The organism is Erythrobacter sp. JB3-1, from assembly GCF_057364995.1.
The window spans coordinates 1,236,654-1,249,541 of sequence record NZ_CP200289.1 but is presented as its reverse complement, the minus strand read 5'-3'; the positions used below and the strand labels follow the sequence as shown (position 1 = coordinate 1,249,541).

At 59.5% G+C, this 12,888-nt stretch carries 11 protein-coding genes and 1 tRNA gene; 4 read left to right on the top strand and 8 right to left on the bottom strand.

Going from position 1 to position 12,888, the window contains the following annotated elements; all coding sequences use genetic code 11:
* Positions 1-27: 27 nt before the first annotated feature.
* Complete coding sequence (gene mobA / locus AC0V6M_RS05905) at positions 28-609, top strand: molybdenum cofactor guanylyltransferase (RefSeq protein WP_486137913.1); 582 nt, start codon at positions 28-30, stop codon at positions 607-609.
* Positions 610-754: 145 nt separating this feature from the next.
* Here mobA and AC0V6M_RS05900 read toward each other — a convergent pair whose 3' ends face one another.
* The 6 genes from AC0V6M_RS05900 to AC0V6M_RS05875 all read right to left on the bottom strand — a co-directional run bounded on the left by AC0V6M_RS05900 (position 755) and on the right by AC0V6M_RS05875 (position 7,809).
* On the bottom strand, positions 755-3,271 hold the full coding sequence (locus AC0V6M_RS05900) for a ligase-associated DNA damage response DEXH box helicase (RefSeq protein ID WP_486137912.1): 2,517 nt from the start codon (positions 3,269-3,271) through the stop codon (positions 755-757).
* A gap of 43 nt (positions 3,272-3,314) precedes the next feature.
* Positions 3,315-4,163 (bottom strand): DUF2059 domain-containing protein, encoded by an 849-nt coding sequence (locus AC0V6M_RS05895; protein WP_486137911.1) that lies wholly within the window; start codon positions 4,161-4,163, stop codon positions 3,315-3,317.
* A gap of 82 nt (positions 4,164-4,245) precedes the next feature.
* Positions 4,246-5,088 carry a DUF2059 domain-containing protein gene (locus AC0V6M_RS05890; RefSeq protein ID WP_486137910.1) on the bottom strand — a complete coding sequence of 281 codons (843 nt, stop codon included), beginning with the start codon at positions 5,086-5,088 and terminating at the stop codon, positions 4,246-4,248.
* Positions 5,089-5,137: 49 nt separating this feature from the next.
* Positions 5,138-6,553 carry a phosphoglucomutase/phosphomannomutase PgmG gene (pgmG, locus tag AC0V6M_RS05885; protein WP_486137909.1) on the bottom strand — a complete coding sequence of 472 codons (1,416 nt, stop codon included), beginning with the start codon at positions 6,551-6,553 and terminating at the stop codon, positions 5,138-5,140.
* Between the two features lie 104 nt (positions 6,554-6,657).
* Complete coding sequence (locus AC0V6M_RS05880; protein ID WP_486137908.1) at positions 6,658-6,993, bottom strand: J domain-containing protein; 336 nt, start codon at positions 6,991-6,993, stop codon at positions 6,658-6,660.
* 3 nt (positions 6,994-6,996) lie between these two features.
* A complete protein-coding gene (locus AC0V6M_RS05875) occupies positions 6,997-7,809 on the bottom strand; it encodes a division plane positioning ATPase MipZ (RefSeq protein ID WP_486137907.1) in 813 nt (270 codons plus the stop codon).
* 117 nt (positions 7,810-7,926) lie between these two features.
* Between AC0V6M_RS05875 and panC the strand changes: the two genes are divergently transcribed.
* Positions 7,927-8,817, top strand: coding sequence for a pantoate--beta-alanine ligase (gene panC / locus AC0V6M_RS05870; RefSeq protein ID WP_486139577.1), 891 nt, complete (start codon positions 7,927-7,929; stop codon positions 8,815-8,817).
* 50 nt (positions 8,818-8,867) lie between these two features.
* On the opposite strand, the gene AC0V6M_RS05865 is transcribed toward panC, so the two are convergent.
* Both AC0V6M_RS05865 and AC0V6M_RS05860 read right to left on the bottom strand, forming a co-directional pair.
* Positions 8,868-10,250 carry a nicotinate phosphoribosyltransferase gene (locus AC0V6M_RS05865; protein WP_486137906.1) on the bottom strand — a complete coding sequence of 461 codons (1,383 nt, stop codon included), beginning with the start codon at positions 10,248-10,250 and terminating at the stop codon, positions 8,868-8,870.
* A 74-nt stretch (positions 10,251-10,324) separates the two neighbouring features.
* Positions 10,325-11,419, bottom strand: a complete 1,095-nt coding sequence (locus AC0V6M_RS05860) for a bifunctional nicotinamide-nucleotide adenylyltransferase/Nudix hydroxylase (RefSeq protein ID WP_486137905.1) — start codon at positions 11,417-11,419, stop codon at positions 10,325-10,327.
* A 211-nt stretch (positions 11,420-11,630) separates the two neighbouring features.
* Between AC0V6M_RS05860 and AC0V6M_RS05855 the strand changes: the two genes are divergently transcribed.
* Positions 11,631-11,704: transfer RNA gene (locus AC0V6M_RS05855), tRNA-Gly, on the top strand.
* A 202-nt stretch (positions 11,705-11,906) separates the two neighbouring features.
* On the top strand, positions 11,907-12,809 hold the full coding sequence (gene cysD, locus AC0V6M_RS05850) for a sulfate adenylyltransferase subunit CysD (RefSeq protein ID WP_486137904.1): 903 nt from the start codon (positions 11,907-11,909) through the stop codon (positions 12,807-12,809).
* The last annotated feature ends 79 nt before the right edge of the window (positions 12,810-12,888 follow it).

Below are 12,888 nucleotides of genomic sequence, written 5' to 3'. Positions count from 1 at the left end.
GCCAGTGCGCACCTGCACAATCATTCCATGACACAGCTTGTCGATATTCCCGTGTGCATCTTGGCTGGTGGTTCGGCGCGGCGTTTTGGTTCTCCCAAGGGCCTCGCCAATCTCAATGGCGAGCAACTGATAGATGTTGTGATCAATCGATTGCGGGAACAGACATCTGGTCCAATTGTCATCAATGGAGAAGCTGGTGGTCCCTACGCCGAACTTGGACTGCCCATCATTGCTGACCGCTTGAAAGAAGTCGGCCCATTGGCCGGAATACATGCCGCCATGGTCTGGGCAGGCGGATCCGGTTTTGATCACGTGGCAACCTGCACTATCGACGTACCGTTTCTGCCGACCAATACCCTCGCCCAATTGGCCGAGGGCGCAGGGCCATCAATTTGCTCCAGCGCAGGCCGCTGGCATCCGCTTATAGGGTATTGGCCAGTTGAACTGGCTGGCAAGCTTGAGGCGTTCGTTGGCTCTGGACCGCGTTCCGCACATGCATGGGCCGAGCATTGCATGGCAATTGTGAGGGAATTCCCCTTGGATGCAGCTGAGCAGGACCCCTTCTTCAATATCAACACCAAAGCGGACTTGGCAAAAGCTGGCAATTAGATGTTCGCTTAGCATGCCCAATTGACGACATAACGAGCAAGTGCAAACTGCATCCGCTTTTGACGAACAAACTGCTTAGCGTTGATGACCGAAAAATGAGATCACTGTCAGGCTGTTCGCCCCTCGGCCTGTATAGCTGCACCCCCTAATCCCCCTCGAGCGGCTCATCCACCCGCCCATCAATTCTCATAGCCTCGCCCGCCAGCGTCTCTGCCTCCAGCAGCAGTTCGTCATCCACCGCGCCCTGCGGCACAGCTTCGCGCCCGATCATTGTCATCACCGGCACGGCCAGCGGGCTGACCCGGTCGAGTTCGACATGCACCAATTCTCGTTCTGAACGCTCGAGCAAATCCGCCAGCCGCCCGACATCCGTCATCCGCGCGCGGGCATCGGCCCAGGCCGCCTCGAGCAGCACGTGGTCCGGCTCGTACTTCTTCAGCACATCGTAAATGAGGTCGGTTGAAAATGTGACCTGCTTACCAGTCTTGCGCTTGCCCGGATGTTGGCGTTCCACCAGCCCGCTGATCACGGCAACCTCGCGGAAAGCGCGGCGCAACAGGTGGGATTCCTGGACCCAATCGACAAACTCATCGGTCAGAATATCGGGCGAGAGCAGCGGCGCGGGGGTCGTTACCGGCTTTAACCCCCACACACCGAGCGAATAATCATTCGCCACAAACCCGCCGGGCGACAGCCCCAGATCCTCCATCCGCCGCGTGATCAGCATGCCCAGGCTCTGGTTCGCGTTCCAACCCTCAAACGTATAATAAACGCTGTAATGCTTCTTCGCGTGGGGGAAGCTCTCGACCAGCAGCTTGCCTGGCCCCGGCATTTCGCTGCGCCAATCCTGCACCTCCAGCCATTCGCGCACATCATCGGGAAAGCGCGCCCAGCTGACCCTGTCGGTCAGCATTTGCTGCACCCGGCTAGCCAAATGGGTGGTGAGCGGCAGGCGCAGGCCGCCATAGCTTGGGATGGTCGCGCTTTTCTTCGCCGCGCGCACGATCACATCCATACCCTTGAGGCTCTCCACCTCCAGGCTCATGCCCGCAAAGAAGAATGTGTCGCCGGGCGAGAGCTGAGCGGCAAAGCGCTCCTCCACCTTGCCGAGCTTGCGGCCATTCTTGAACCGCACCATCAACATTTCACTGTCGACGATGATCCCGGCGTTCATCCGGTGGCGCTGCGCATGACTGGGATGGGTCAGCCGCCACGTGCCCTCGCCAAAGGGCAGTTTTGCCAGCGGCTTATCGCGCGTGATCCGCTTAAACTTGTCATAGGCTTTCAGCGCATATCCGCCGTTCTCAACAAAGTTCAGCACCCGGGCGAGCACGGCCTCATCGACCCAGGCATAGGCAAGGCTGCTGCGGATTTCGGCAAGCAGGGCGTCTTCGCGAAAATCGCCCGCACAGGCGCAGGCCATCACATGTTGGGCGAGTACGTCGAGGCCGCCTGCACGAAAATCCTCGCCATCGCGCTGTCCCTCATCCACCGCATCCTTGGCCGCCGTCGCCTCCAAAAATTCAAAGCGATTGCCCGGGACCAGGATGGCGCGGCTGGGCGCATCGAGGCGGTGATTGGCGCGGCCAATGCGTTGGAGCAGGCGGGAACTGCCCTTGGGCGCGCCCATCTGCACCACGCAATCAATATCGCCCCAGTCGACGCCCAGATCGAGGCTGGCGGTGCACACTAGGCCGCGCAGACGCCCCTGCGCCATTGCATCCTCAACCTTGCGCCGCGCCTCTTTCGACAGGCTGCCGTGGTGCACGCCGATCGGCAGATTGTCCTCGTTCACATCCCACAGACATTGGAAAATGAACTCCGCCAGAAAGCGGGTGTTGGTGAAGACCAAGGTCGTCTTATTGGCTTTGATCTGCTCGTATAGCTGATCCACCGCCCAGCGCCCGGCATGCCCGCCCCACGGCACACGCGCATCAATCGGCAACAGGATTTCCACCTCTGCTGGCGCGCCATCCTCGCCCAGCACCAGCTCCGCCGCCGCGATCTCCCCCGTGCCGTCATCGGCCTGCGGGGCGAGCCATTCGCGAAAGGCCAGCGGGTTGGCGAGCGTTGCCGACAAAGCCACCCGCTGCATATCGGGTGCTAGCGTCTGAAGCCGCGCCAGAGCCAGCGCGAGCAGGTCTCCGCGCTTGCCCGTGGCGAAGGCATGAACCTCGTCGATCACCACGCGCTTTAGGCCGCGAAACAGCTCCAGACTTTCCGGGTACGACAGCAACAGAGAAAGGCTTTCCGGCGTGGTCAGCATCACATGCGGCGGCTTCGTCCGCTGACGCTTCTTCTTGTCGGAAGACGTATCGCCGCTGCGCGTCTCGACCACGATGTCGAGGCCGATCTCCTCAACCGGGGTCAGCAGGTTGCGCTGCACATCATGGGCCAGCGCCTTGAGCGGCGAGACATAGAGTGTGTGCAGCCCCTCTGGCGGCTTGGCGCCATTCAGGGCCGAGGGCGCGAAGGCTGCCAATGTCGGCAAAAACCCGGCCAGCGTCTTACCCGCACCCGTATCCGCGACCAGCAAGGCATGATTGCCCGCCTCCGCCTGAGCCAGCATATCGAGCTGGTGCCGCCGCACACGCCACCCGCGCGCATCGAACCACGCCTGGATCTCAGTTGGAAGCGTTGGGGAAGGCGCGCTGGCTGTCACGCCTCACACAATGGAGATCGACGCGCCCTCTCGCAAGCGCGCTTCACAGATCGCTGGTGTCCATCGTCTCGACTTCGCCTTCTTCAAAATCTCTTTCTTCGACCTGAAAGCGGTTGCGGTCCAATTCGGCCAGCCCTTCCGTGGTCATACCGATCAACGCGGCAAGCCGTTCCTGCTCGCCCTCGGTTAAATCAGAAAAGGACCGTGGTTCTGGCAACTCAACCGGTAGATCATCCACGACCGCGGCCAATTGCGACATCATTGCCATCATGGTCGGTGTCATCTCGTTCATCGCTGGCACCATCTGAGGATCCGCTTGGATCGCCAACGATTCACCAGCATATTTGCGCCCAGTCGGAGTCGCAAAAAATGCGCTTAAGTCGGTTAGTTCCGACTGGGTAAAGCGCGCTGCATAGGCTCGCTCTAATCCTGCGCGATAGCTTGGCTCAAGCTTCGCCAGAGCGGCAGATATGATTTCACGCGACATCTCTTCCATCAGGGCAAGTCGTTGAATACGCGCAGGATCAAGTATCTGGAGCGCCTCAGCAACGTCATTATCCTCAACACCCTCAAGTTGTGTAGCATAAACGCCGGTCAGAGCGCGCAATTCACGCTTAGGTGATCCTGGTAACTTGCCAAGCACATTGCCGACCATGACCTCGATGCTTTCGCCGGTCATCCTGGCATATGTGCCAGCAGGAAATATCCGCTCGACAACCGCCTTCGCGGCGGGCAGGCGCGCCTCTTGCTCCGCCGTGAGTGGCTCTGCATCGCCGAACATCTCGGCTAGGTATTCAGGCGAAGGCACATTATCCTGCGCTGTGAGCGGAGCGGAAAACACCACTGCGAACGCGCTCAGCGAGAGGGCCATATGCTTAAACGAGCGCCTCATTGTAATATCCTTCGCTGCTCTATCCGATCTCATATTGGTCAGAGAAGCAAGGCGCGATCGCGCGCCCTCTCGCAAGCGCGGATCAGAACGGCAAGCTGCCGCCCGCGCGTGGTGGCTGCACGGTGTCTGCCAGCTCGCTCTCGGACAGGCCGAGCAATTGCGCCATGCGCGCGCGCTCATCAGCGCTCAGGTCCTCGTAAGTGCGCTCTGCGGGAAGCTCCGCCATTTTCTCAGTCACGCGCGCTTCCATATCGGCAAACTGCCCCATCATCGCGGGCATCGCCTCCATGCTGGCCGACATCACCTGGGGATCGGTGAACAATGCCATGGTTTGCTGCGCGTAAATCTCGCCGGTTGGTGTCGCGTAAAAGGCCGAGATATCGGCCAGCTGATCGGCGGTGAAACGCACCGCATAGGCGCGCGCCATGCCTTGGCGAAAGCCTGGCTCAATAAGCGTGGCGACCTCAGTCATCATGTCGCCAAACACGCCGCCCATGGCCTCGCCGCGCTGGTCAAATCCGGGATCTAGCAAAGCCACCAGCTCGCTGCGCTCCTCCGCGCTCAAGGCCTCTACCTTGGCCGGATCGGTCGCCAGACGGGTGGACAGCATCATTTGCGCGCCCGTCTCGCCAGAAAACATCGCCATGATCGGGGCGAAGGTGTCGCCCATTATATCGCTCATCAGTTCCGCATAGAAACCCTCGGGCATCATGGTGGCAACAATTGCCTCCGCCGCGGGCAAACGCGCCTCTTGCTCCGCCGTCAGCGGCTCTGCCTGGAACATGCCGGTCAGCGCGCCCATGATCTGGTCCAGCTCTGCTGCCGTCGGTTCTGACGAGGCTGCGTCCTGAGCCGCGAGCGGGGCGGTGAATACCAGGCTGGCTGCGCTAAGTGAAAGGGCAATGTGCTGAAACGGGCGCTTCATTGGTTCGTCCTCGTGCGTCTGATGGTTCCAAATTCGTGTGGTCGCAGTGCTAATGCCCCACGCTTTCGCCGCGCTCAAGGCCGGATAAAGCCAATTGTTCATCGATCTGCGCCATCAAACGCTCCAGGCCTTCCTCGGTGTCGCTTTCTGCGCGCGCTACCAGCACGTCCTGCGTGTTTGAGGCGCGCAGCAACCACCAGCCATCGGCGGTGTTCACGCGTACGCCGTCGGTTGCATTGACCTCTTCCACGCCGGGTCCGGGACAGGTCGTCATCCGCTCGACAATCTCTGCCATCGCGGGGAATTTGCGCACTTCATCGACTTGGAAGCGCATTTCCGGCGTGTTCAGCATGTCTGGCATGGCGCCGCGCAGTTCCGTTACCGATTTGCCGAGTCGCGCAGAGGCCGCGATCAGCCGCAAACCGGCATACAGAGCGTCGTCAAACCCGTAATATGTGTCTGCAAAGAACACATGGCCGCTCATTTCTCCGGCCAGAGGAGAACCCGTCTCCTTCATTTTGGACTTAATCAGGCTGTGTCCGGTCTTCCACATCAGCGGCTGTCCGCCATGCGCCGCGACATGATCAAACAACGCGCGGCTGGCCTTCACATCGGCAATAATCGTCGCGTTTTCGTGGGTTTTGAGGACATCCTCAGCATAAATCATTAGCAATTGATCGCCCCAAATCACCCGGCCCGACCCGTCGATCGCGCCGATCCGGTCACCATCACCATCGAAAGCCACACCAAAGTCGAGGTTCTTCTCCGCGACCAACGCGCGAAGATCGGCCAAATTGGCTTCCACAGTCGGATCAGGGTGATGATTGGGAAAATGTCCATCAACGTCAGTAAACAGCAGATGATGTTCTCCGGGCAGCCGCGCGGCCAGCGCCTCCAAAGCGGGCCCAGCGGCGCCATTGCCAGCGTCCCATCCGACCTTGAGGTCAGCGAGGGCTTCCCCCTCAATCCCGGTGACAGCCTCGAGCAAGCGCTCGACGTACTCGCTGAGGATATCGCTCTCGCTGACCTCCCCGTTTCCGTCGGCCCAGCGGCCAGCGGCGGCCATTTCGCCGATCGCCAGGATGTCTTTTCCAAAGAACGGACGCCCTTGAAATACCATTTTGAAGCCATTGTAATTGGCGGGATTGTGGCTGCCAGTTATCTGTATGCCGCCATCAATCTGTTCGGATGACGCCTCAGCATAGTAAAGCATAGGGGTGGCGCTCATCCCGATCTTTACAACGTCGCAGCCGCTGGCTGTGAGCCCTTCGGAAAGGGCGTGTTCGAGCATGGGTGAGCTGACCCTACCATCATAGCCCACCGCCACTGTTTTGCCGCCCGCCTCGCGCAGCATGGTGCCAAAACTGCGCCCGATGGCCCGCGCATCATCCGCGCCCAGCGTCTCACCAATGATCCCGCGAATGTCATATTCACGCAGGACCGTGGAATGAAATTGGTGGCTCATGAGAAGATCATCCTGAATTGGGTTTGGGGTGGTTGATTGGGTGATGGGCGGGAGCGCGCTTTAAAGTCCGTTATCTTATCACGCGGCTTGATCTTCAACGGGCATCACTCGGGCGGGGTCTCAGCAGTGTCATCGCCGTCACGCGCCTTCACCTGCACGGGCCCGGGCAATTCTGCATACAGCAGGTCGCGCGCCGCGTTCGCCTCATACACTTGCTCGGCTGAGCCGCCTTTATCGGGATGCACCACCGCAATCAGGCGCTTATGCGCGGCGGCAATCTCTTCGTAACTAGCGTCCTCTGCCACGCGCAGCAATTGCCGCGCCTTGGCCAGCTCTCGGTCCCTGCTGGAGGGGCCCTTCGCCATATCCCACGGCCATTTGCCCAGCGCCCAGCGGAACAGGACGCATATCAGTACAAGAATAACCGCGATCTTTAGCATGGCTCAGGCGAGCTCCATCTGCGATTGCCCACGTTCAAAATCGGGCAGGTTGAGGGCTTTTAACAGCGAACGCAGCTCTTGCCGCGCAATCAGATGGCTGGTGCCCAGCTCACCCAAGTGTCCCTTATCAAGCAAAGTGAGCCCGGAGGGAAACAGTTCCCGATAAATCACCCGCTCGGATAGGCCGTGGGCGATCCGAAAGCCCACGCGTTTCGACATTTCAGTGAGCGCCTGTTCGATCCGCGCCATATTGCGCGCCTCAACGTGCCCAGTGCGGTTGCGCACCACGATCCAGTCCATTTCGGGGCGCTTTTCCGCCAGAGTGGCGCGGCTGCGCTTCATCCGCGCCTCCCAGATCAGCTCTGCGAAGAAGGACAATTTCTTGACCTTGAACGTCTCCGAATCCACTTGGCCGATCAGGTCAAAATCGACGAAACTGTCGTTCATCGGGGTGACCAATGTGTCGGCATTTTCCGCCGCGGTGCGCGCCAGCGGATCGTCGCGCCCCGGATTGTCGATGATCAGGAAATCGGCGTCTTTCTCTAGCCGGTCAATCGCCACCAGCAGTGCATTATCGCTACGCCCCTTGAACACCTCACACCTCGGTGTGGGCAGTTTGATCCCGCGCCGTTCAGCGGTCGCCGCGCGATTTTCCATATAACGGTCCATCGTGCGCTGGCGCGGATCAAGGTCGATCGCAACCACCCGCGCGCCCAAATAGGACAGCGCCACGGCAATATGCACCGCAGTGGTGGATTTGCCGGTCCCGCCTTTTTCATTCGCAAAGACGATGCGGTGTGCGCTTTTCTGGGCCATGGGCCGGGTCCTTTATTGCGAACGTTTGGGCGAAGGTCTTGGCGAACGGGCGATCTTGTCTCCGCTCGCCGTGAGCGGCTAAAGATGTGTCACAGCGCATACCGAAAGGGCAAACCACTGCAAACCGTAAGCACACTCGAGATGTTGAGAAAATCCATCGCGGCGCTGCGCCGGGAGCCGGTCGCAGAGGGCAGCATCAGCGCGCCCGCCAGCATTGGCCTGGTCCCGACCATGGGCGCGCTGCACGAGGGGCATCTCACCTTGATGCGGGCGGCGCGCGATCAATGCGACCATGTGGTGGCGTCGATCTTCGTCAATCCAACCCAATTTGGCGAAGGCGAGGATTTGGACGCCTATCCCCGGCAATTGGCCGAGGATTCAGCCATGCTTGAAAGTGTTGGGGTCTCTTTGCTGTGGGCGCCCACGGTCGAGGCAATGTATCCCGGCGGGCCGCAAAACTTCGCCAGCAGCATTTCGGTGAGCGGGGTGAGCGCGAACTTTTGCGGTGCGGACAGGCCGGGTCATTTTGACGGGGTCGCCACGGTGGTGTGCAAACTGTTCAATCAGGTTCAGCCCGATATGGCATTCTTTGGCGAGAAAGATTTTCAGCAGCTCGCCGTGATCCGCACCATGGCCCGCGACCTAGATCTGACCCAGCCGCCTGCAGAGCAGATTATCGGCGTGCCAACCGTGCGAGAAGCAGATGGCCTCGCGATGAGCAGCCGCAACCGCTACCTCTCACCCAGCGACCGCGCAGCCGCCGCGACCCTGCCTGCGGCGATGAAGGTGGCGATTGCAGAGATCGAGAGCGGCGGGCCGGTGGATGCGGCGCTAAGCACGCTCAAATCCGCCCTGCTGGATGTGGGCTTCTCCAACGTGGATTACGCATCACTGGCAGACGCAAGCACGCTGGCAGAGATCACTGCCCTAAGCGGCGGCCCCGCCCGCCTGCTGGTCGCAGCGCGAATTGGCGGCACGCGGCTGATCGACAATATGGCGGTGGACTAGGCAGGGCGCAGCGAATGGCGGGGCTGCTACACCCGCCATTCGCCCTGCAATTAGCGCTTTGCGCGTGTCCGCACTTCGTCAAAGCTACGGTTGACCAGCAGCTTGCCATTGCGCCAGACCGGCTCAAGCAAGTCCTTTGCGCCATCAAGAGCGTCTGCGCGCCGAGCAACCATCTGCCCGTTTTCGAGCACCACCGCTTGACGTCCAGCCTTGCTGGCTTTGCTCGGATCGGTTGCAGGCTTCTTTGAAACATCGTGCCACTCACCATCGGCATCGCGCATCGCATTGGCCTTCATCGCAAATCGCAGGGTGTCGCGATTGACCGATTGCAGCAGCCCCCCGCCCATTCCGAACGCGATATTGTCGAGCGCGAAGCCATCCTGGATCACCCGGTCGACCAATCGGCCAATGCTGGCGATGTTCATCCCATCGCCCTGGATTACCCGGACATTGGGGTGCAGCACGCGGTAGCCTTTGGCATTGACCGTGCCGCCAAAGATGTCCCACAATTTGGCGAGGACTCGCGCAGGGGTCTCAACCGGATCGCCGCTATCCGGGCGGACAACCAGAGTACCTTTGCGCGCCAGCACCTTGTCTTTCAGGCTGCCGCCCCAGATGTTCTCGACCGCATTGTCGAGGTCATAACTGTCTGAAACGACGGCGACGATTTTGCCTTCACCCTCGAACGCATCGAGCATGTTTTCATAGGCGTCCGCCTCGCCCTCTCGGCCCCAGCCGGTCATTGTGCTGTGCTCCGCCGCAGGGATCGAAAAGCCGGGCATGTCCGCGCCGTAATAACGGCGCGCAGCCATGATCCCTTCCAGAGTATCGGTGCCCGCGAAATTCACGAGGTGCGCCATTCCGCCCAGCGCGGCGCTTTCACCAGAGCTGACCCCGCGAGCGCCAAAATCGTGCAGCTTGAACGGCAATTGACCCGCAGGATCATCAGAGCTGCGCTCCAGCCCCGCGCCAATTACTTGCGCGCATTTCCAGCTCAGTGTTGCGACCGTGGTCGGATACCAGATCGCTCTGAGGAGGGCCGTTTCGATGAAAGTGGTGAGCCATGGCATGCGGTCATCCGTGTTCACCACTTGAAACAAGGGCACACCTGCTGGGGCGACCAAGCCCTCTGGCAATGCGCTGATTTCAATCGGCAGAAAACCGTCGTAGTCGGCAAGAATGGCATCCCAGCCAGCGCGGTTAAACGGCACGCCGTGCGCTTCGCATATCGCCTCCGCTTCCTCGATATCCGCCTCAGATATCGGTTTGCCGAGATAGTCGATCAGAAACGGCTGAAGGCCAAAGAACACGACTTCGTCTGATAAGTCATTGGGCCGGCTCTCGCCATAAGCGCTGATCGCGCGGGCCTGAGGTGGATATTGGAGAAAGTGGCTCTGTTTGTAACTGTCAGTCGCCAGAATGATATTGGTCATAATGTGAACTCCTCACATGGATTTGCCTCGGTTTTTTGAGGCTTATGAACGGCGGGACTCCCCCGCCGGTGGTTTCAAAGGTCTGCCATCTGCTCGATGATGGACCAGTGATCTTCAAACAGCATTTCTGGGGCCAGTTCGCCTAGCTGATACCAGCGCGCATGCGCCGCATCATCGCCGCCCTTCACTTTGAACAGCTTGCGCCGTTCCGGTAGGCGAAACAGGAATGCATGGGTGATGATCCGCCCGCGCAAAGAACGCTGCGGCGCATCAAACACTTGCGTCCGGCTGTCCTCAATAAAGCTCGCGAGCATGGCCGGGGGGATCTGCCCCTTGGCATCAGAGATTTCGGTCTCTTCCCGCAGCTCCCGAATGGCCGCATCGCGCAGCCTTTCGCCTTGATCGACAAAGCCGCCCGGCAGCGCGAGCAAGCCTGTGCCAGGCAAACGGCCGCGCTCAACCAGCAGGATATGGCCCGCCTGGATCACCACAGCATCAGCAGTCACAAATGGTCCAGAGCCCCATTCTTGCGGATAGGCGTCAAGATATTCGCGTTCCGCCAGCAGCGCCTTGAATTCTTCTGACGGCTGAAATTCTTTGAGCTGCTCTGCAACCCCTGGCGACAGCACCTGAGCAGGTACATCGGACAGGCGCGCAAAATAGCGTTCGCGAATGTCGGAGCTGCTAAAAGTGCCGAATTGGCTGTCGATCTGGATATTGCCCCATGACGGGAACAATTTGAGATAAAACGACGAATTGTCTTTGCCAAAACCAGCAAGCGAAATCTCAAAATCATCGAGGCCGTTTGAGGCAAAACCGTTATTGCCTTCCTTTAGGACAATATCGTGCACGCGCCGCTGAACCTCGGCGACCCAAGCAGTGTCGGAATACAGATGGTCGTCCAGCGGCTCGACGATCACACGGCCCTGCGCAATTTCATATGCGAAGGCTGAGCGGATCATGTGCTCGCGCTCTGCAAAGGTGAAGGGGTTGCGCGGATCGCGCGCAATATTGGCCGAGCCGACCAGAACGATGACGCGGTCAACCTGCTCCAGCGATTGCCGGATTACATATTCGTGTCCGATGTGAAGGGGTTGGAAGCGTCCAATGAAGACGCCGAAAGAAGCTTTTGCCTGTTTGGCTCCGCGGCGAGCGGATAATTTTGCCATGATCGAGACTCCCTCGATTGATGTAAACGGCAATTGGACTCCCCAATCGCCTATGCTTGGTATGTGCTGAGAGCAGCAACGGGTCAAACGCGAAGTTTGCAGCCAAATGTTGCAAAATATGCATGCCGCTCGATTTCACCGATGCGGATTTCGCGTTGACCTATGCCACCCACCCGTGGCAATGGCGCTGCGCCCAACGGCAAAAACGTGGGCGGGTATAGCATAGTGGTAATGCTCTAGCCTTCCAAGCTAGCTAGAGGGGTTCGATTCCCCTTACCCGCTCCATTTTTTGTTCGCTCACGCTCATTCCCAAGCCACCCGCGCCCTCCACCCGGATCATACTCCGGTGTGACAATCCGGGTGGAAGGGTGGAGGGCGCGGATGGCCTGGAGCTTTACAGAACTTGACGCGCGCACAACAAAATTTCCCCGCGCCATAGGTTTTCTAGGTTTGATGCAAGGCTTTCAGCTATTAGCTGCCCAGAACCATGAAAAGCCTTACCCATCTTGAGCGGCTCGAAGCCGAAAGCATCCATATTTTCCGCGAAGTCGTGGCCGAGACTGAAAAGCCGGTCATGCTGTATTCGGTCGGCAAGGATTCCTCGGTCATGCTGCACCTTGCGCGTAAGGCCTTTTACCCTGCGCCGCCGCCCTTCCCGATGCTGCATGTCGCCAGCGGGTGGGATTTTCAGGCGCTGCTAGATCACCGTGACAAGACGGTGAAGGAATATAATCTCGACCTCATCGTGGCTGAAAACGAGCATGCTGAGGAACAAGGCATCAATCCGTTCGACACCGGCAGCGCGCTCTATTCTCAGGCGCAGCTGACCGATCCTTTGAAGGCGGCGCTCACCAAGCACGGGTTCGACGCGGCCTTTGGCGGCGGGCGGCGCGATGAGGAAAAGGCCCGCGCGAAAGAGCGCGTGTTCTCATTCCGCACCGCATCGCACCGCTGGGATCCCAAGAACCAGCGGCCAGAGCTGTGGAACCTCTACAACACCAAAAAGGCCGATGATGAGAGCATTCGCGTGTTCCCGATCAGCAATTGGACCGAGCTCGATATCTGGCAATATATTGCGCTGGAAAAGATCGATATCGTGCCGCTCTATATGTCGCAGAAACGCCCTACTGTGGAGCGCGATGGCATGTTGCTGGTCGTGGATGATGACCGTTTCCGGTTGGAAGAAGGCGAAAAGCCGGTGGAGCGCTCCGTCCGTTTCCGCACGCTGGGCTGCTATCCGCTGACCGGCGCGACAGAGAGCGATGCGACCGACATGAACCTGATCATTCAGGAAATGCTGCTCGCCACCGGGTCTGAGCGGCAGGGCCGCGCGATCGACAAGGGACAATCCGCATCGATGGAAGATAAGAAGCAGGAGGGGTACTTCTGATGGTATACTCTTCCGCTTGGGCTGAGCTTGCCGAAGCCCTACACTCCCCTTCTTGCGCAACACCAAAAATCAAGGCAGC